At 65.5% G+C, this 19,441-nt stretch carries 20 protein-coding genes; 6 read left to right on the forward strand and 14 right to left on the reverse strand.

Going from position 1 to position 19,441, the window contains the following annotated elements:
* Window positions 1–79 precede the first annotated feature (79 nt).
* The 3 genes from XI02_RS31465 to XI02_RS31475 all read left to right on the forward strand — a co-directional run bounded on the left by XI02_RS31465 (window position 80) and on the right by XI02_RS31475 (window position 2,787).
* Window positions 80–295, forward strand: a complete 216-nt coding sequence (locus XI02_RS31465) for a hypothetical protein (RefSeq protein ID WP_016844293.1) — start codon at window positions 80–82, stop codon at window positions 293–295.
* Window positions 296–442: 147 nt separating this feature from the next.
* Window positions 443–1,231: an ATP-binding cassette domain-containing protein gene (locus XI02_RS31470; protein ID WP_172647473.1), complete on the forward strand. Its 789-nt coding sequence runs from the start codon at window positions 443–445 to the stop codon at window positions 1,229–1,231.
* Window positions 1,228–2,787, forward strand: a complete 1,560-nt coding sequence (locus XI02_RS31475) for an ABC transporter permease/substrate-binding protein (RefSeq protein WP_172647472.1) — start codon at window positions 1,228–1,230, stop codon at window positions 2,785–2,787. The genes XI02_RS31470 and XI02_RS31475 overlap by 4 nt, the downstream gene beginning before the upstream one ends.
* 18 nt (window positions 2,788–2,805) lie before the next feature.
* Here XI02_RS31475 and XI02_RS31480 read toward each other — a convergent pair whose 3' ends face one another.
* From XI02_RS31480 to XI02_RS31500, 5 genes are all read right to left on the reverse strand, one after another.
* Window positions 2,806–3,768 carry an ABC transporter permease gene (locus XI02_RS31480; RefSeq protein ID WP_172647471.1) on the reverse strand — a complete coding sequence of 321 codons (963 nt, stop codon included), beginning with the start codon at window positions 3,766–3,768 and terminating at the stop codon, window positions 2,806–2,808.
* Window positions 3,758–4,744, reverse strand: a complete 987-nt coding sequence (locus tag XI02_RS31485) for an ABC transporter ATP-binding protein (protein WP_172647470.1) — start codon at window positions 4,742–4,744, stop codon at window positions 3,758–3,760. The genes XI02_RS31480 and XI02_RS31485 overlap by 11 nt, the downstream gene beginning before the upstream one ends.
* Window positions 4,741–5,919 (reverse strand): NEW3 domain-containing protein, encoded by a 1,179-nt coding sequence (locus tag XI02_RS31490; RefSeq protein WP_172647469.1) that lies wholly within the window; start codon window positions 5,917–5,919, stop codon window positions 4,741–4,743. The genes XI02_RS31485 and XI02_RS31490 overlap by 4 nt, the downstream gene beginning before the upstream one ends.
* Window positions 5,920–6,225: 306 nt before the next feature.
* Window positions 6,226–7,938: a sulfatase-like hydrolase/transferase gene (locus XI02_RS31495; protein WP_172647468.1), complete on the reverse strand. Its 1,713-nt coding sequence runs from the start codon at window positions 7,936–7,938 to the stop codon at window positions 6,226–6,228.
* Between the two features lie 171 nt (window positions 7,939–8,109).
* Complete coding sequence (locus tag XI02_RS31500; RefSeq protein ID WP_194483245.1) at window positions 8,110–8,817, reverse strand: TetR/AcrR family transcriptional regulator; 708 nt, start codon at window positions 8,815–8,817, stop codon at window positions 8,110–8,112.
* 107 nt (window positions 8,818–8,924) lie between these two features.
* Between XI02_RS31500 and XI02_RS31505 the strand changes: the two genes are divergently transcribed.
* Complete coding sequence (locus XI02_RS31505; protein WP_172647466.1) at window positions 8,925–9,545, forward strand: hypothetical protein; 621 nt, start codon at window positions 8,925–8,927, stop codon at window positions 9,543–9,545.
* A 12-nt stretch (window positions 9,546–9,557) separates the two neighbouring features.
* On the opposite strand, the gene XI02_RS31510 is transcribed toward XI02_RS31505, so the two are convergent.
* Together XI02_RS31510 and XI02_RS31515 are read right to left on the reverse strand one after the other, a co-directional pair.
* The gene (locus tag XI02_RS31510) at window positions 9,558–9,791 is read right to left on the reverse strand and encodes a hypothetical protein (protein WP_069277948.1); all 234 of its coding nucleotides are present in this window, start codon (window positions 9,789–9,791) and stop codon (window positions 9,558–9,560) included.
* Between the two features lie 28 nt (window positions 9,792–9,819).
* Entirely contained in the window at window positions 9,820–10,089 is a 270-nt protein-coding gene (locus tag XI02_RS31515) for a lysozyme inhibitor LprI family protein (protein WP_172647465.1), read from the reverse strand.
* 9 nt (window positions 10,090–10,098) lie between these two features.
* Between XI02_RS31515 and XI02_RS31520 the strand changes: the two genes are divergently transcribed.
* The gene (locus tag XI02_RS31520; RefSeq protein ID WP_172647464.1) at window positions 10,099–11,118 is read left to right on the forward strand and encodes an adenylate/guanylate cyclase domain-containing protein; all 1,020 of its coding nucleotides are present in this window, start codon (window positions 10,099–10,101) and stop codon (window positions 11,116–11,118) included.
* A 193-nt stretch (window positions 11,119–11,311) separates the two neighbouring features.
* Window positions 11,312–12,418: a DUF2336 domain-containing protein gene (locus XI02_RS31525; protein ID WP_172647463.1), complete on the forward strand. Its 1,107-nt coding sequence runs from the start codon at window positions 11,312–11,314 to the stop codon at window positions 12,416–12,418.
* Window positions 12,419–12,521: 103 nt separating this feature from the next.
* On the opposite strand, the gene ilvC is transcribed toward XI02_RS31525, so the two are convergent.
* The 7 genes from ilvC to XI02_RS31560 all read right to left on the reverse strand — a co-directional run bounded on the left by ilvC (window position 12,522) and on the right by XI02_RS31560 (window position 19,260).
* Complete coding sequence (gene ilvC / locus XI02_RS31530; protein WP_018272993.1) at window positions 12,522–13,541, reverse strand: ketol-acid reductoisomerase; 1,020 nt, start codon at window positions 13,539–13,541, stop codon at window positions 12,522–12,524.
* A 150-nt stretch (window positions 13,542–13,691) separates the two neighbouring features.
* Window positions 13,692–14,300, reverse strand: a complete 609-nt coding sequence (locus XI02_RS31535) for a LysE family translocator (protein WP_018272994.1) — start codon at window positions 14,298–14,300, stop codon at window positions 13,692–13,694.
* Between the two features lie 7 nt (window positions 14,301–14,307).
* Window positions 14,308–15,183 carry an EamA family transporter gene (locus XI02_RS31540; RefSeq protein WP_172647462.1) on the reverse strand — a complete coding sequence of 292 codons (876 nt, stop codon included), beginning with the start codon at window positions 15,181–15,183 and terminating at the stop codon, window positions 14,308–14,310.
* A 35-nt stretch (window positions 15,184–15,218) separates the two neighbouring features.
* Entirely contained in the window at window positions 15,219–15,914 is a 696-nt protein-coding gene (locus XI02_RS31545) for a class I SAM-dependent methyltransferase (RefSeq protein WP_018272996.1), read from the reverse strand.
* Between the two features lie 3 nt (window positions 15,915–15,917).
* On the reverse strand, window positions 15,918–16,460 hold the full coding sequence (gene ilvN, locus XI02_RS31550) for an acetolactate synthase small subunit (protein WP_016841057.1): 543 nt from the start codon (window positions 16,458–16,460) through the stop codon (window positions 15,918–15,920).
* 21 nt (window positions 16,461–16,481) lie between these two features.
* The gene (locus XI02_RS31555) at window positions 16,482–17,468 is read right to left on the reverse strand and encodes a threonine dehydratase (protein ID WP_172647461.1); all 987 of its coding nucleotides are present in this window, start codon (window positions 17,466–17,468) and stop codon (window positions 16,482–16,484) included.
* 16 nt (window positions 17,469–17,484) lie between these two features.
* Entirely contained in the window at window positions 17,485–19,260 is a 1,776-nt protein-coding gene (locus tag XI02_RS31560) for an acetolactate synthase 3 large subunit (protein WP_016841059.1), read from the reverse strand.
* Window positions 19,261–19,441: the final 181 nt, after the last annotated feature.

Raw genomic sequence — 19,441 nt, forward strand, 5'->3', positions numbered from 1 at the left:
GGCGCCAAAGCTGCTGATAGTGGCATGAACCCTGCATGATTCGGGTCAGACCGGGTTAACCCCACTGATAAAGGCCGTCATGCTCGTTACGCTCGTCGCCATCCTCTGCAATGCTCAACTCTGCATGGAAAAGGTCGTCACCACGAGTGACCAATCCGGCATCACCATGGGCGCCTGCGCAGTGAATGCGCAAATCGGCATCGCCGATTGGCTCGCCAAGGGGCCGTATCACGAATGGCACCTGCAGAGCTATAAATGCATCATGGGCAAGTACGTACCCAAGAACGAAGTGTGATGTGTGCTCACAGCCCCGGACGGGGGTGATCCGCTTCGACCGGAACAGCCTGCGAAACCACACGGCGCAGGCGCGCGCCTCGAGTCAAAGTCCATTTTATGGGCTATCACTGTCGTTCACGACGGTGAGACATGAGGTCGCCCTGGAATGCCAGCAACGCCGCTGATTGCCTACGCGCATGTCGGCAAGAGTTTTGACAGCGGTCGCGTGGTGGCGGTCGACGACGTCTCGCTTGACGTGGCCGAGGGCGAATTCCTGGCGATCGTCGGCGGCTCGGGCTCCGGCAAGACGACGCTGCTGAGGCTCGCCAATCGCCTGATCGAAGCCGACCACGGCCGGATCGCCGTCGAAGGTGAAGATGTCAACCGCGTCGACCCCATCCTGCTGCGGCGCCGCATCGGCTATGTCTTCCAGAGCGGTGGGCTGTTTCCGCATCTGTCCGTCGCCGGCAACATCGGCATCACGCCACATCTGCTCGGCTGGACGCAGGCGGAGATCTCGGCGCGGGTCGACGAACTGCTCGACCTTGTGCGGCTCGACCCCTCACAATATCGCGAGCGTATGCCGCACGAACTCTCCGGCGGCCAGCGTCAACGCGTCGGCGTCGCGCGAGCGCTGGCTGCGAAGCCGCGAATCGTGCTGATGGACGAGCCGTTCGGCGCGCTCGATCCCCTCACCCGCGACGCGCTCGGCGACGATTATCGAACGCTGCACCACGAGCTCGGCCTGACCACGGTCATGATCACTCACGACATGACCGAGGCGTTGCTGCTGGCCGATCGTGTCGCGGTGATGCGTGGCGGCAGGCTGCTGGCCCAGGGCACCCCGGCGGAACTCTCGGCCAGCACCGACGCCTATGTCGGTGAACTGATGCGCACGCCGCGGCGGCAGGCGGAACGCCTGGGCGCTTTGCTGCCGCGGGGCGACACGGCATGAATTTATTATCCGACCCGCGCTGGGGCGAGGCGCTCGCGCATCTGCCCGACTATCTCGGCAATCATGTGCGGGTCAGCGTCGCCGCGCTGGCGCTCGGGCTTGTGATCAGCCTGCCGCTTGCGATCATCGCTCGCAACCGGCCGGTGCTGCGCACGACGTTGCTCGGGCTTGCCAGCATCGTGCAGACCGTGCCCGGTCTCGCGCTGCTCGCGTTGTTCTATCCCCTGCTGCTGGCGCTCACCGCGTTGACCGCGGCGTGGCTCGGCTTCAGCTTCTCCGCCTTCGGCTTCCTGCCGGCGGTGCTGGCGCTCGCGCTCTATTCGATGCTGCCGGTGTTGCGCAACACCATCACCGGCCTGTCGGGAGTCGATCCGGCGGTGCTGGAAGCCGCCCAGGGCGTCGGCATGACGCCGCGGCAATCGCTCATCATGGTCGAGCTTCCGCTGGCGCTGCCGGTGATGATGGCCGGAATCCGCACCGCGGCGGTATGGGTGATCGGCACCGCCACCTTGTCGACGCCGATCGGTCAGACCAGCCTCGGCAATTATATCTTCGCGGGATTGCAGACCCAGAACTGGGTATTCGTGCTGTTCGGCTGCTTCGCTGCGGCCGTGCTCGCGCTTGTGGTCGACCAATTGCTGGCGCTGATCGAGAACGGCCTGCGCAATCGCGGCCGCATCCGGACGGCGCTCGGCGGGCTTGGTATTGCCGCCCTGATCGCGGCGACGCTGGTGCCCGCGATCGCGCGCCCGCATGCGGGCATCGTCGTCGGCGCCAAGACGTTCACCGAGCAATATGTGCTGTCGGCGTTGATCGCGCAGCGGCTGCAGGCGGCCGGGCTTCCGGCCACGACCCGCGCCGGCCTCGGCTCCAACGTGATCTTCGACGCGCTCACGGCCGGCGATATCGATGTCTATGTCGACTATTCCGGGACGCTGTGGGCCAACCAGTTCCACCACACCGACATCAAACCCCGCGCCGAGCTGTTGGGCGAGTTGCAGATGACGCTGGCGAAGCAGAACATCACGCTGCTCGGCGAGCTCGGCTTCGAGAATGCCTATACGCTGGTGATGCCGAGGAAGCGCGCCGAAGAGCTCGACATCCATTCGATCGCCGACCTCGCGTCGCGCGCCGCGACGATGTCGATCGCCGGCGACTATGAATTCTTCTCGCGGCCGGAATGGGCCGGCATCCAGAAGGCTTATGGGCTGACGTTCCGTGCCCAGCGTCAGATGCAGCCGGATTTCATGTATGCGGCGGTTGCCTCCGGAGAGGTCGACGTGATTGCGGGCTACACCAGCGACGGACTGATCGCGAAGTACGATCTTGTCACGCTCGCCGACAACAGGCACGCCATCCCGCCCTATGACGCCATCGTGCTGCTGTCGCCGAAGCGGCGCGACGACGAGGCTCTCAAGGCGGCGCTGCGGTCGCTGCTCGGCAAAATCGGCATCGCCGAGATGCGCGAGGCGAATTTGCGCGCGTCGGGCAATGACGCATCATCGTCGCCCGACGCCGTCGCGCGCTGGCTGTGGGACAAGATTGGGCCCCACTGAACGGCCGCGCTCTCCTCCTCAGGCCCTGACCTCCTGGCGCTGGAACAGGACGTAGCCGGCGACGAACAGCACGATGGTGCAGGCGATCAGGCCGACCGTCTGCGGCCAGGCGATCATCACGCTCTGGCCGAACGGCAACGGGGCGCCCATCACCGCGCCGCGGATCTGGTCGAGGAATACCGGGCCGAGCGTGCGCGTGGTCGGCGACAGCACGGCCAGCATCGCCTCTCCGAACAGATCATTCGGCGAGAAGCGCTGCAGCAGCTGGGTCCAGATCGCCGTGCCCGGCGTATCGAGACCGAGCGCGGCAAAGCGCGGATCGGGCGGCACGATAGCCTGCGCGATCGCCGGTGCCAGCATCGGCCACAGCACGGTCAGGAACAACCAGATGCCGAGCGCCACCAATGCCGCGGTCGCAGGCGAGCGGAGCACGATCGAGAGCAGCATCGCGAGCGACAGCCAGACCCCGGCATAGAAGACCGCAATCACCAGGAAGGCCAGCGAGCGGGCGATCTCCTCGCCGCCGGGCGGCACGCCGAGGAAGATCAGGCCGAGGCCGATCACCAGCAGCCACAGCGCGGTCAAGCTGATCGCGATCGTCGCGAGCCCGGCGAGATATTTGCCGAGCAGCAGCGCGTCGCGATAGATCGGCTGCGCCAGGATCCGCGACAGCGTGCGCCGGTTGTGCTCGCTGTTGATCAGGTCGAAGCCGAGCCCGATCGCCATCAGCGGGATCAGGAAGCCGAGGATGGCGACGAAGGACGGCAGCGGCACCTGGCTCACCGTGAACAGCCGCAGCAGCAGGAACGGATCCTCCGCGGTATTCTGGCGGAGCGCAGCGATCGCCTCATAGAGCGCCGCCATCGCGGTCAGCACGATCAGAAGCTCGAGCATCAGCATGCGGACGCTCGAGATATTGTCCGATAGCTCCTTGACGAAGACGGCACCGACGCCCTGGAATGCTGAACCCTCACGCCGCATCGCGCACGCCTCCTGACGGGGTAGCCTGGAAATAATGGGCGTAGATCGCCTCGAGGCTCGGCTCGTCGACCGAGAGCCGCCGCAGCGCGCCATTGGCCGCGACCACCGCGCGCGCAGCATCGGCCCGGACGTCGCGGTCGGCGGTCATGCGGAAGCGGTCGTCGGCGAGCGTCTCGACATTGCCGACGCCCGGTATCGCCGCAAGCCGCCGCGCGATCCCCGCGCCGTCGGCCTCGACCTCGACGACGAAGCCCGCACCCAGCACCTGGACCGAGAGCTCGGCCACCGAACCCATCATCGCGATCTTTCCGGCCCGGAACAGCGCGACGCGATCGCAGACCCGCTGCACCTGGTCGAGCATATGCGACGAGAGCAGCACGGTAACGCCCTCGGCCTTCAATTCCCTGATCAGGTCGAGGAATTCAATCGTCGCCTGCGGGTCGAGACCCGAGGTCGGCTCGTCGAGGATGGCGATCTCGGCGCGTTTGACGATGATCTCGGCGAGCCCGAGCCGCTGCCGCATGCCGCGTGAAAAGGTCGCGACGCGCTTGTCGGCGACGTCGAGCAGGCGCACGCGGGTGAGCGCCGCCGCGATCCGCCGCGAGCGTTCGGCCATCGACAGACCCATCAGCTTGGCGGCGTAGGCGAGGTTCTCCACCGCGGTCAGGTGATCGTAGAAGCCGACGGCATCGGGCAGATAGCCGACCCGCCGCTTGACCTGCAAGGGCTGCCGCGCCGGATCGAAGCCGAGCACGCTGACCCGGCCGGCCGAGATCTCGGTGAGCCCGAGCATCATCAGGATGGTCGTGGTCTTGCCGGCGCCGTTCGGGCCGAGCAGCCCGAACACCTCGCCCTTGGCGATGTCGAAGTTGATGGCGTCGACGACGCTGGTCTTGCCGTAGCGCTTGGAGAGATCGCGTGCCGCGATGACGGTTTCGAGCCGCGTCGCGGCGTCGGGGTGCTGCTGCTCGCTCATCGTCGTCCGAACCTCGCAACCGCACCCAGCATCAGCAGCAGCGCGACGCCGATCACGCCGGCTCCGGCCATGCCCCAGACGGTGGATGTACTCACCGTGACGCGGAACTGGCTCGACGCCGTCTCGCCGCGCGAGGTGGCGCGCACCGCGAGCTGATAGTCGCCGGCAAGCGACTTGTCGCTCGGCGTCACCAGCGCCTGAACCTCGGTATCCTTGCCGGGCACCAGACGCTCGATCTTGGCGGGCTGGAACGTGACCTTCCAGCCGCTCGGCGCCGTCGCGGCGAGCTCGATGCTGTCGGCCGGCGCGGTGCCGCTGTTGGTGACCACGACCGGGATCGTGCTCTGCTCGGCGGCGACCGCACGCGCGCTCAACAGCCCGTCACGGCCGGAGAGCTGAAGCTGCGGCTGGCCCGCAACGTCGAGCGCCACCTCGGTCTGCGCCGACGCATCCTCGGCGTTGACGGTGACCTTGACCGGGAAGTGCCCGGCATCGATCGCGCTCGGCGGCCGCACCTTGAGCTTGATGTCCTTCGACTGCCCGGCATCGATCGGGATCGACGACAATTCCTGTGTGCCATAGGCCTCGGTGAACGAGGTCTCGAAGTTTTGCGGCGCCGCCGCGGCGAAGCTTGCGACCAGGTTCCGGCCGCTGTCGTTCTTGATGGTCAGCGTGTATTCGAAATTCGATTTCGGGCTGCCGCGCAATTCGGGAAGCTTCGACGTCACCGTCAGCTTCGCCGGCAGTTCCTTGGCGAGTGCGACCACGATCGGCAACGTCGCCTCGCTGCCCTGCCCTTCGGCCTTCACCGTCAAGGTCTGCTCGGCGAGCGAGGCGTTGGCGGGCACGTCGAGCCGAAGCTGCAGCGGCACGCTGGAGTCGGGCGCCGGCATCGCGGCCGCGACCGGCTGGCCGCCGCCGAGCAGCATCGCGGTCCAGCCGCTCGGCACGCCCTCGACCGATAGCTTGTAGCGCTGCGGGCCGAGATCGTAATTCTGCAGACGCAGCGAGATGTTGGAGGTGGTGCCGGGCCTGATGGTGACGGCCGGATAGTCCGTCATCATGTAGAGCCCCTTGATGTCGCGAGGCGGCTCCGCGGCGGAGGCTGAGGGAATGGCAAGGGGGATAGCAAGTCCGAAGGCGGCAACAAGGCGCGCGACATCGAGCGCTCGCATGGGCAAACACTCCTGCAAGAAGGGCGGGATTGGCTGACTTGACGCTGCGCGCTGATGAAGACCGTGGCAGCGGCGCGACCGATCATCGACCCAATCGTGACCAAATCTCGGCGACGTAATTACAAATGAGTAATGCGCGCGGTTTCGCGCGGGCGACCTTCGTCTACCGACGTTAGTCTAGTTCAGGATGCGATCGCTTTGATGTGCGGAGCGATTGTCAGAAGGAACTCGCGACGAAATCGCAGCGCAGTTGCGATCGGCGACAATGGATCGCTTCCGCCTTGACTGAAGGCGGGCGAAGCATGCTCAAAGTCCCTTGATGATCCCCGCGTCGATCAACAGACGGTTGAAGCGGCGCGCTTCTGCGCCGTCCTTGCAGGAATAGAACGCGCCGTTGCAGCGAAGCATGATGGCCTTCTGCTCCTCGAACGACGGATCGAGCGGAATGCCCGCAGCTTCCTGAATCACCAGCGGCAGATAAGCGGCGTCGATCGTGTCCATCACCGCCGGACTCTTCACCGGCTCGAAGTTGACGGCGTCGATCGCATAGTAGGTCGCATAGTAACGCGGATCGTAATCCATCAGCTTCTTGCCGATGCCGGCCTCGTCGAGATCGGGATCGAGCAGCTGCGGCGAGAATTCCGGCTGATGATCGCCGTAACGCACGATCAGGAAAGGCTGCGCCGGAAACTTCTTCTTCAGCGCCGCGACGAAGCCAGCATAGTCGTTGGCGCTCATCGCCTGCCGGCGCAGATATTCGTCGACCGCGGGCGTGTTGCCCGGCCGCTTCCACGACGACAGCAACTCGGGACGGAATTTGGTTCCCCAGGGGAAATGATTGGCGGCGAGATAGACGAAGGCGAACAGCGGCGTGCCTGATGTCTTCTGCTCGGCCATCAGCTTCAGCGCCTTGTCGTAGAAGAAGCTGTCGGGCTCGACGTCCTTCGCGTGCAGGTCATGCGCGTCGTAGAAGCGCTGGATGCCGGTCGTGGTTTGGAAGTTGCGCGCGCTCATGAAGGCGCCGAATGCGGGATAGAGCGACAGCGTGTCGTAGCCGCAGCGGCGCAGCGCCAGCGGCAGGCCGCGCGCCACGCGTCCCGATGCAATGCGCGTGACGAAATAGGAGAACCGGCCGAACGAGCGCGAGGACAATCCCGCAAGCACGTTGTACTCGGTGAACCAGCTTGGCCCGCCATTGCTCTCGGCGAGGAATTTGCGCTCGACGCCGTCATAGGACTTGAACTGGCCGCCATAGCCCGGCGGCACCTTGACGCCGGAGGCGGCGCGGATATCGAAACTCGATTCATCATGGATCATGATGATGTTCGGCCGCCGCCCGGCAGGATGGCAGGCATCGACCAGGGGCATCTTGAGCTGGTCGCTCGCGGCCGGATCCGACTCCATAAAGCCGTAGGCGACGAAATCGGACACGGCCGTGACGCCGGAGCGCGCGAACTTCGAGAGGTAGCCGTCGTCGTAATAGCCGCGCCAGGCTTCATCCGGCCAGGCGAAGGCATAGCCCGAGAGCGCCGCGGTGCAGGCAAGGCACGCCGCCGCAGCCGGCAGCCGGCGAATGCGGAACGGATCGAGCCACCACAGCGCGTACATCAGGGGCAGCGTGACGAGGCCGGCGCCGATGATCGACCAGCGCAGGCTTGGGAAGATCGTCAGCAGGAACGCCGCGGTGTCGCGGTCGATCACCATCAGGTCGACGAAGTTCGCGGTCATCTGCACCACGTCGTGCTTGAACCGCGACAACAGCACCAGCACGACGACCAGTGTCAGCGACAGCGCGCCCGACAGCGCCGGCCGGCGCAGCAGCGCGATGAACAGGAAGTTCAGAATTCCCCAGGTGAGCAGGAAGCAAAGCCGCGAGCCGAAATCGGTCTCGGTGCGCAGCATCAGGATCAGCGCGCCGAAATGCGGTGCCGCGACCGCCATCAACCGCCAGATGCCAAGCGCGGCAAGACCGCCGGCCAGTGCGGCAACGGAGGAGTTTTGCTGAGGCGCGGGCGCCATGGGCGGGACGCAATACAACCCGGCGCAATGCCACCGCCTTGACTGGCAACGGCCAGGAGGCATGCGGCACAGCCGGTGTCTGGGCCGCGTCACAAAACCGTAATTGAATCGTCATGAACGCGCAATGAATTTGCCTTGCCCAGCCTGGCCGCGGCTGGCAGCGCGCATGCCTTAAACTTTGGCAGCCGTCGCGGCGTGGCTCGCGATGCCCGTGATGAAGAGATCGACGATGTCGGCAGCCATCTGCTCGACCTCCGCATCGCCGACACCCCAGCGCGGCAAATGGCCGTCGATGTGCATCCGCGCGAAGCCATAGACCAGCGCGCGGCCGGCGATCTGGACCTGCCTGAGGTCGCGGGTCGCAAGCTGACCGGCTGAAAATGCCTCCGCCAGCGTACGCTCGGTCAGGCCGATCAACTCGGCATTGTCGCTGGAAACCCCGGCCGAGCGGTCGTGATCGAAGAAACGGCGGCTGGAGATGATCTCGAAATGGGTCGGGTTCTTTATCGCCCAGCGCAGATAGGCGATCCCGAGATAGCGAAAGCGGCCGAGCGGATCGCCTGATGGCGCCTCGGCCAGCGCCGCCTCGATCTCGGCGCGGAAGCGGCGTTGCGCCTCCTCCGCGACCGCATTCATCAGGGCGTCCCGGCTCGGGAAATGCCGGAATGGCGCGCCCGGCGAGACCCCGGCCCGGCGCGCGGCCTCGCGCACGCTGACCGCCTCCGGCCCGCCCTCGCCGACCAGTTGCATGGCGGCATCGATCAGAACCCGGCGGAGATCGCCGTGGTGATAAGGCCTGGCCGCCTGCGCCCCCGTCGCGACCGGACGCGGCTTGGCGGGCCGGCGGCCGGTGGGCGGGCTTTTGGCGGGGCGGCGCATGGCGCACCACTAGCATCACCCGCTTGTGAATGTAAGCGGTGATTACACGGATTGACCGCGCGCGGGCTCGAAATGTAACTGGTGATTACATAAACGGGAGGCGGGATATGGCGACGCGTCGCAACTGGTTCGAGGGCTGGCGGCTGTTTGGCCTGCTCACGCTCACCTTGATCGGGCTTTCGATCTGGATCGCCGCGATGCGGCAATTCGAGGTCGAGGGCGTGCGGATGGTGATCCGCTTCACGGCGCGGACCTCGCTGTTGTTCTTCTGCCTTGCCTTCTCCGCAGCGGCGCTGGCGCGGCTGTGGCCGAACGCATGGACGCACTGGCAGCGCCGCAACCGCCGCTACCTCGGCGTCACCTTCGCGGCCTCGCACGCCATCCATGCGGTCGCGATAGCAGCCTTCGCGATCCTCGATCCGCCCGGCTTCGCCGCCGCGACCTCGGCGGTCTCCTATATCTTCGGCGGCATCGGCTATGCCTTCATCATCGCGCTGACCGCGACCTCGTTCGATCGCACCGCTGCGATGCTGGGCTCGTGCGCCTGGCGCAGGCTGCACCTCATCGGCGGCTACTATCTGCTGCTGCAGTTCATGGTCTCGTTCGGCAAGCGAATTCCCGAGATGCCGCTCTACGCGCTGTTCCTGTTGCCGCTCGCCGCGGTGTTCGCGCTCAGGATGATCAGCATGGCCGGGCGGCCTGCGCCACGTCAGGCGCGGGCGAGCTGAGATCGGGCCAACTCACACCAGGTGAAACCTGCGGCCGAGCTGGCGATGAACCGACAGCACCGCGCGGTCGACGTCGCTGATCAGGCTGTCGCCGAGCACGACGTTCGGAATTTCCCAGTTGCGCCCGATCTGCGCATCGGGCAGCGCGGCGATCGCCGGCACGCGCGCGGTCTCGCAGCCGGGCTGGGCGCGCAGCGCCTCATCCGCAAGCTGGGTCAATTCGTCCTGGCTCTTTCCATCAGTCATGACCTCGGTCCTGACTCCGGAAGATGGCTCACTGATGGCCAAGATTCTCCAGTTCCTTGGCGCGGGCTTCGGTCATGCTGCGCATGCATTCGCCGGCATCGAGCCGGGTGATAGTGCCCTCGCCGAGGTCGTAATACAGGCAGTTGGCGTCACGATACTGTATCCATAGCCGCTGCGCGGTGCGCAGCTGTTCGCGCTGCTTGTCGGCGGCGGCATGAGTGCCGCCGCGATGCATCCCGTCACCGCCGGCCGCGCCGCGGCTGGCCTTCCCGGTCCGCGCAGGATATTTCATATGCATGGAGGGACCATGCGGCGCGCCGTGACGCCTGTGATCATCTTGGCGATGTTCGGCCTGCTCGTCGGTGGGCTGTTTCGCTATGCCTTCGATGAGTCCGACGAGGCCTCCGTCTCGAATTATGTGCGCAGCGCCCTCGACGGTGCAGCCCTCACGGTGATCGTCTGGGCGACGCATCTCTGTCTGGCCGCACGTGGCGGTTGGCTGCGGCGGCAATCACTCATCGTCGAGCTGATCGGCCGCTCTGTGATCCTCGCCGTCATCGTTGCGGTCGCCGCGATCGTGCTGGAAATCGTGCTCTACGGGCATGGGCTCGAAGCCAAGTGGATGCGCGAAACCTTTCTGAAGATCATTGGCGTCGGCCTGCTGCTGTCGATCCCGATCACGACGATCTACGAGCTGGTCCGGATGATCGGCGGGCATACGCTGCTCGGCATCGTGCTCGGACGCTATCGGCAGCCGGTGCGCGAGGAGCGCGTGTTGCTGTTTCTCGACCTGGTCGGCTCGACGACGCTAGCGGAGTCGATGGGCGAGCTGCGCGTGCAGGAATTGCTGACGCGCTTCTTCTTCGACATCGACGAGCCGATCGTGTCGCACGGCGGCGAAGTCCACGCCTATGTCGGCGACGAAGTGATCGTGACCTGGCCGGCCAATGCCGACGGGCGATCGCGGCGGTATCTCGATTGCGTGTTCGCGATCGAGGATCGCCTCGCCAAGCGGGCCGATCAATATCGCAAGGAGTTCGGCGTGGTGCCCGCGTTTCGGGCCGGGATGCATGCCGGTCCGGTCGTCATCGCGGAATGCGGGGACTCGCGGCGGCAGATCGCCTATTTCGGCGACAGCGTGAACGTCACGGCGCGGCTGCAGGCGCATTGCAAGGAGGCCAGCCGTCCGCTGCTGGTATCGGGCGATCTGCTCCGCCTGCTGCCGCCGGACCGGGATTTAGTCGTCGAGCCGCTCGGCTCGACGCAATTGCGCGGACGTGCAGCGTCGATCGACATCTTTTGCGTCGCGCGGCGCGTATCGTCCTGAACGATCTCTTAAAATGCACCGGCCTCAGCTTCCGCTGAGCCGAAAGCGCGCATTGAATCGAGTCCGGTCGCAGCCTGTTAAGGATGCGACGCACACCGTATTTGCACCGGTTCCACCTTAACGCAGGTGTAAGACCGGGCCCTGCATGGTGCGCGGACAGGTGTTCATTCAACAAAAACAAGGTTGCCCATCGATGGCGCAACAGGCGTCACAATCGATTATTGCCGAACTCGAGGATGCGGTCCGGGACGGGACATCAGCCAAGCGCGTGCAGACGCTGCGGCAGGTCACCGATCTGTTCCTGAACGACGGCGACCGCCTCAACGATGAACAGGTCAAGGTGTTCGACGACGTGCTCTGCCTCTTGGTCGCGCGCGTCGAGACCCGTGCGCGGGCCGAGCTCAGCAAGCGGCTCGCGCCGCTCGACTATGCGCCGTTCGAGGTGATTCAGCACCTCGCGTGGGACGACGACATCAGCGTCGCCGGCGACGTGCTGACCCACTCCAGCCGCCTCTCGAACGACGCGCTGCGCGAGATCGCGAGCAGCAAGGGCCAGGACCATCTGTTCGCGATCTCCGCGCGGGAAAACCTGCCGCCTTCCGTCACCGACGTGATCATCGACCGCGGCGAGGACAAGGTGATCCGGCGTCTCGCCAAGAACGCCGGCGCGCAGTTCTCCGACAACGGCTATTCCAGCATCGTCGCCCGCGCCGAAGGCGACGACGAGCTGGTCGAGATCCTCGGGCTGCGCATCGACATTCCGGCCAAGCTGCTGCGCGACCTGCTGCAGCGCGCCAAGGATACGGTGCGCGCCCGCCTGCTTTCGATCGCGTCGCCCAGGGCGCGCGAGGAGATCAGCCAGGTGCTGAACGACATCGCCCAGGAAGAGGCCGCGGCGCCGCGCCGCAACTACGGCATCGCCGAAGAGCTGGTCAAGCTGATGAAGCAGCTGAACGAGCTCGACGATGCGGCCGTCTACAAGTTCGCCGAAGAGGGCAAGCTCGACGAGGTCACGGTCGCGCTCGCCGTGCTCAACGACATGCCGATCGCAATGATCGAACGCCTGATGCTCGGCCTTCGCTCCGACCTGATCCTGATCCCCTGCCGCTCGGCGCGGCTCAACTGGCCGACGGTCGAAACCATCCTGCGCAAGCGGCCGCTGCCGCTGCCGCTCGACGATGCGACGCTCGAGATCGCGCAGCGCGATTACCGCCGGCTCTCGCTGGAAACCGCGCAGCGCACGGTGCGGTTCTGGCAGCTGCACAACAGGATCGAGAAGCAGCCGATGGCGGCCGGCTAGGCCTCCGCGCCACTGCGACAAGAAAAAGGGTGGGCAACGCGCCCACCCTTTTTGCTTTTGGCGTGCAGGGCAAGCGAACCGCGCTCGCCCTGCAACTTCCGCCTTAGTTCTTGCTCTTGTCGACCAGCGCGCCCTTCTTGATCCAGGGCATCATGTCGCGCAGCTTGGCGCCGACTTCCTCGATCGGGTGCGCGGCGAGCTTGGCACGGGTCGCCTTGAACGAGGTCTGGTTGACCTTGTTCTCCAGCATCCAGTCGCGGGCGAACTTGCCGCCCTGGATGTCGGCGAGCACGCGCTTCATCTCCGCCTTGGTCTCGGCCGTGACGATGCGCGGACCGGTGACGTACTCACCGTATTCGGCGGTGTTGGAGATCGAGTAGTTCATGTTGGCGATGCCGCCTTCATAGATCAGGTCGACGATCAGCTTCACTTCGTGCAGGCACTCGAAATAGGCCATCTCGGGCGCGTAGCCGGCCTCGACCAGGGTCTCGTAGCCGCCCTTGATCAGCTCGACCAGGCCGCCGCAGAGCACCACCTGCTCGCCGAACAGGTCGGTCTCGCACTCTTCCTTGAAGGTGGTCTCGATGATGCCGGCGCGGCCGCCGCCGATCGCCGAGGCATAGCTGAGGCCGAGGTCATGGGCGTTGCCCGACGAGTCCTTGGCGATCGCGATCAGGCAGGGCACGCCGCCGCCGCGCTGGTATTCCGAGCGCACGGTGTGGCCGGGGCCCTTCGGCGCGATCATCAGCACGTCGAGGTCGGCGCGCGGATCGAGCAGGTTGAAGTGCACGTTGAGGCCGTGGGCGAACACGAGCGCCGCGCCCTTCTTCATGTTGTCGTGCAGGTGCTCGCGATAGATGTCGCCCTGCAGCTCGTCCGGGGTCAGCATCATGACGAGGTCGGCCCACTTGGCGGCTTCGGCGACTTCCATCACCTTGAAGCCGGCGTTCTCGGCCTTCTTGGCCGAGGCCGAACCCTTGCGCAGCGCAATCGCCACTTCCTTGACGCCTGAATCCTTCAGGTTCAGCGCATGGGCGTGGCCCTGGCTGCCGTAGCCGACGATGGCGACCTTCTTGCCCTTGATCAGGTTCAGGTCGGCATCGCGATCGTAGTAAACTCGCATCGTGGTTTCCTCGTTTGAAGGGGGCCAAAATCGGCCGATGAATCAGGCTTTCGGAAGGTCAGAACCGCCGGGCGCCCGCGAATTTCCGGCGTTGTCTAGAGCATTTTTCCCCTCAGGGGAAACCCTCATCTCGCATGGCGCGGTGCGGCATCATGCGTCCATGAAGACCGGGTAGAGCGAGGCCAGCAGCAGGATGGCCATCACCACATTGAAGGCGCGGATCGCCCGGGGCGAGGTCAGGATCGGCCGCAAGGCGGTCCCGAACAGCGCCCAGACGACGCAGGACACCGTGCCCAGGATCAGGCTCAAGCCGACCTGGATCGCGATGTTCCAGGGAAAGGCGGCAATCGCCGCATAGGCCGTGATGGTGCCGATCACCATCACCCAGCCCTTGGCATTGATCCACTGGAACATGGCAGCGCCCCAGAACGTCATCGGGCCGCGGCCGCCCCTGTCGTCCTTGTCCGCCGAGGGCGGCTCGGCCAGGGCGATCACGGCGGCAAGATAGATCAGGTAGACGACGCCGCCATATTTCAGGATCGTCTGCAGCACCGGATAGGCGAGGAAGACGGCCCCTAGCCCGACGCCGACCGCGCCGACCATGAAGGCGAAGCCGACCGTGATGCCGGCGATGTGGGGCACCGTGCGGCGGAAGCCGTAGGTCAGCCCCGACGACAGCAGCATGATGTTGTTGGGGCCCGGCGTGAAGAACATCACGACGGCGAACACGACAAAGGCGAACAGCAGCGAATTCGACATGGCACCCTCACGCGACTTTCGGCATAGCTTTTGGCCGCTTCGACAGCAGCATCACGGCGATGCCGGCGATCACGGTGACCATGCCGGCCAACCGCAGCCGCCCGAATGCCTCGCCGAACACGATGCTCGAGGCGGCGGAGCCGACGAACGGCACCAGCAGCGCGAACGGCACCACCTGCGCCGCCGGATAATCCCTGAGCAGCCGGCCCCACAGCCAGTAGGCGATGCTGGTCGAGATGCCGCCGAGACAGAGGATGCAGACGAGCCCGGTCAGCGACATATGGGTCAGCGCATGCCAGGTCGGCTGCGGGCCGTTGGTGATCAAGGTCAGCACTGTGAGCGGCACCGCGGCGGACAGGCACAGCCAGGCGAACAGATCGAACATCGGCGCGCCGTTCGCCTGCCGCAGCAGAAGATTGCCGATCGCAAAGCTGATCGGGCAGATCATGATGATCGCAAAGGCGGCGACGCTGAAGTCGTAACCGACCGTCCCGCAGATCATCAGCAAGCCGAGCGCGGCGATCGCGATGCCGATCGCCTGGGTCCGCGTCGGGATTTCCCCGAAGGCCACCGCGGCGAAGGCGATGGTGAAAAGCGCCTGGCTCTGCACGATCACGCTGGAAAGCCCGACCGGAACGCCATGCGCGATCGCAAAGGCCTGTGCGAGGAACTGGCCGAGGAACAGCGTGGCGCTGATCGCGATCAGAAGCGGCCAGGGAACGCCGGGTTTGCGCAGGAACAGGCACGGCAGCGCGGCAATGGCGAAGCGCAGCGTCGTCATCAGCTCCGGCGAAAACTCATCGAGCGCGATCCGGCTTGCGACGAACGCAAGCCCCCAGATCACCGCGACCATGACGGCGATGCCAACATCGGCCGGCTTCATTGTTATTCTTCTTTTGCTTCCGTTTCGGTCGGGATCTAGATCTGTTCGTCGGGCTTCGGTTTGCGCAGCAGGTAGGTGCCGTGCAGCGGCGCGTGGTAGTCGACGGAGTCCAGCGTGAAACCGGTCTCGGTCAGCATGCGCTCCATCACCCAGCCGAAGGTCGAGTATTCGTCGCGCATATGGGTGATCACGCTTTCGCGCTCGAATCCGTGATTCTTGATCGAGAAATCGGCCCAACCTTCGACATCGCGATCGACGCCGTCGGGCATGCCGACGAACACCATGTCGCGCAGATAGAAGTTCGCGCCGGGTTTCAACGCGTTGAAGATTCGCGACAGCGCCACCGCCTTCCAGAAATCCGGCAGATGGTGCAGCGTGAACTCGCTGACGATGAGGTCGTAGGAATTCGGTTGATAGGCGAACGACAGCAGGCCGGCCGGCTGGGTCCGGATCTTCGCCTTGCGGTCGCGCGCATAGATTTCCGCAAGCCCGATCATCGCCGGCGAGATGTCGATGGCATCGACCTCGGCCCCCATCAGCGCCGCCTCGGTGGCCAGCACGCCGTTGCCGCAGCCGATATCGGCGATCCGCCAGCCCGGCTTGACGCCAAGCATGGACAGCGCCTGGCGGGCACGGACATCGCTGTCCTCGCTGACATCATAGATCGAGGCCACCGCGGTATCGAGACCGACCTGCCGCCGTTGCGTGTAATACCAGTCGCGCGCCAACATGACTCACATCCCTTCCGGCCCACGCGTGATCGCGGCCACCCCGGTTCGTGACACCTCGACCAGGCCCAGCGGACGCATCAGGTCGATGAACTGACTGATCTTGGACGAATTGCCCGTGATCTCGAACACAAAGCTCTCGGTCGTGGCGTCGATCACCCGGGCGCGGAATGCGTCCGCCAGCCGCAGCGCCTCGACGCGGTGATCGCCACCGCCCCGCACCTTGACCATCGCAAGCTCGCGCTCGATCGAGCTGCCGGTCAGCGTCATGTCGACCACGCGGTAGACCGGGATCATGCGGTCGAGCTGATGCTTGATCTGCTGGATCACCATCGGCGTGCCGGTGGTGACGATCGTGATCCGCGAGAGATGTTTCTGGCTCTCGGTCTCCGAGACGGTGAGACTCTCGATGTTGTAGCCGCGGCCGGAGAACAGGCCGATCACGCGCGCGAGCACGCCGGGCTCGTTCTGCACGAGCACGGACAGCGTATGCGTCTCGTTGGGATCGTGACGCTCTTCGAGGAAGTAGGCGGATGCGGGCTGGTTCATGGTCGTCCCCTTACATTCTGTTCACGCCACCGCCCGCTGGGCGGCCGGCGCAGCATCCGTCCCGATCCAGGTCCGGAACAGATCGAAATCGATATTGCCGCCGCTCAGGATCAGACCGACCCGCTTGCCGGCGAGCCTGTTCTTTTCCTGCAGCGCGGCCGCGAGCGCCGCGGCGCCCGCGCCCTCGGCGAGATTATGGGTGTCGGTCCAGTAGGCGCGGATCGCCTGCCCGACCTCGTCGTCGCTGACCTGCACGATGCGGGAGGCGCCCTTGCGGATCAGCGCGAACGCATCCGCGTCCGGAATCCGCGTCGCCATGCCGTCGGCAAGGGTGTTGCTGGTCTCGGTGGTGACGATCTTTCCCGCCGCAAACGACAGCGCGTAGGACGGCGCCTCGGTCGACTGCACGCCGACGATCTCGGTCTTCAGCCCGAGCAGGTCGCGCGCCATGATGCAGCCGCAGATGCCGGAGCCCTGCCCGATCGGCACATAGAGAATGTCGAGATCGGGCGCGGTACGGAACAGTTCGAGCGCGTAGGTCGCGACACCCAGCACGAGGTCCGGGTGGAACGACGGCACCATGTGCAGGCCGGCGAATTGGGCGCGGCGCTCGGCCTCTTCCCGCGCGGCCTGGAAGTCGTCGCCGTGCTCGACGAGCTCGGCACCGAACGCGTGCATGGCGCGGTTCTTCTCGACCGAGTTGCCGCGCGGCACATAGATCACCGCCTGCACACCGTGACGCCCTGCCGCGAACGCCAGGCTCTGGCCGTGATTGCCGCGCGTCGCCGAGATGATGCCGGGCACGTCGGGCCGCTCACGCTTCAGCCGTTCGAGATAGACCAGGCCGCCGCGCACCTTGAAGGCGCCGGTCGGCGTGTGGTTCTCATGCTTGACCACGACCTCGGCGCCGAGCCGCTCGGCCAGCAGCGGCCAGGCGTGCGCCGGCGTCGCCGGCACTGCGGTGCCGACGATCCGGTGCGCGCGCTCGAGCTCGTTGAGATCAAACATGGGAGCCGCCCTCACCTCACACCAGCGCCTTGCCACCGGAGAAGGCCTTCGCGGTGGCCTCATCGGTCGCCTCTTCCGGCAGCAGCATCTCGTTATGCGCCTTGCCCGACGGGATCATCGGGAAGCAGTTCTCCAGCGCGGCGACGCGGCAGTCGAACAGCACCGGGCGCTTGATCGAGATCATCTCCTTGATCGCGCCGTCGAGATCGGACGGCTTGGTCGCCTGCAGGCCGACGCAACCATAGGCATCGGCGAGCTTGACGAAGTCCGGCAGCGCCTCGGAGTACGAATGCGACAGGCGGTTGCCGTGCAGCAGCTGCTGCCATTGCCGAACCATGCCCATGTACTGGTTGTTCAGGATGAAGATCTTGATCGGCAGCTCGAACTGGACCGCGGTCGACATCTCCTGAATCGTCATCTGCACCGAGGCGTCGCCGGCGATGTCGATCACCAGGCTGTCCGGATGCGCCACCTGCACGCCGACCGCGGCCGGCAGGCCGTAGCCCATGGTGCCGAGACCGCCCGAGGTCATCCAGCGATGCGGCTCCTCGAAGCCGAAGAACTGCGCGGCCCACATCTGGTGCTGACCGACCTCGGTCGTGATGTAGGTGTCCTTGCCGCGGGTCAGCTCGAACAGGCGCTGGATCGCATATTGCGGCAGGATGATATCGTTGTTCTTCCGGTAGGACAGCGAGTTGCGCGCGCGCCATTGCGCGATCTGCTGCCACCACGACTTGATGTCCGGCTTCTTGGCTTCCGCCTTGAACACCTGCAGCAAATCGCCGAGCACGTTGCCGGCGTCGCCGATGATCGGCACGTCGACGCGGATGTTCTTGTTGATCGAGGACGGGTCGATGTCGATGTGGATCTTCTTCGAGCCCGGCGAGAACGCATCGGTACGGCCGGTGATACGGTCGTCGAAGCGCGCGCCGACGCACAGCATGACGTCGCAATCATGCATCGTCATGTTGGCTTCGTAGGTGCCGTGCATGCCCAGCATGCCGAGCCAGTTCGGGCCCGAAGCGGGATAGGCGCCCAGCCCCATCAGGGTCGAGGTGATCGGGAAGCCGGTCGCCTCCACCAGCTGGCGCAGCAGTTTCGAGGCCTCGGGACCCGAATTGATCACGCCGCCGCCGGAATAGATCACCGGACGCTTTGCGTTGGCGAGCAGCGCCACCGCCTTGCGGATCTGGGTCGCATCGCCCTTGACGCGCGGCGTGTAGGAGATGTGCACGTCCGACTTGCGCGGCGGATGATAGGTGCCGGTCGCGAACTGCACGTCCTTCGGCACGTCGACCACGACCGGGCCGGGGCGGCCGGTGGTGGCGACATAGAAGGCCTCGTGCAGCACCCTGGCGAGGTCGTTGACGTCGCGAACCAGCCAATTGTGCTTGGTGGCGGGCCGCGTGATGCCGACCGTGTCGCACTCCTGGAAGGCGTCGTTGCCGATCAGGTGGGTCGGCACCTGGCCGGTGATGCAGACCAGCGGGATCGAATCCATCAGCGCGTCGGTCAGCGGCGTCACCATGTTGGTGGCGCCGGGGCCCGACGTCACCAGCACCACGCCGGGCTTGCCGGTCGAGCGCGCATAGCCTTCGGCGGCATGGCCGGCGCCCTGCTCGTGACGGACCAGGATGTGCTCGACCTCGCTCTGCTGGAAGATCTCGTCGTAGATCGGAAGCACCGCACCGCCGGGGTAGCCGAAGACATGCTGCACGCCGTGATCGATGAGCGCGCGCACGATCATCGCGGCGCCGGTCATCTGATTGGGATCGTGGCTCTTGTCGGTCATGGTTCGCTCCGGATGCGCTTGTTTTTGCGCGGCTTTTGTCAGTTCTCGTCAGTTCGGCTTCGGGCAATAAAAAGGGGCCCCAGAGGCCCCATGCACACCGCCCGAATTTGGATGGCCGCTAGCCATCCCCGGCGGTGTGCCTGGGTACGACGGCGATAAGCAGTTTGGTAATAATGTTGCG

The sequence above is a fragment of the Bradyrhizobium sp. CCBAU 21365 genome, assembly GCF_015291305.1.
In the GTDB taxonomy this organism is placed as follows: Bacteria; Pseudomonadota; Alphaproteobacteria; order Rhizobiales; family Xanthobacteraceae; genus Bradyrhizobium; species Bradyrhizobium elkanii.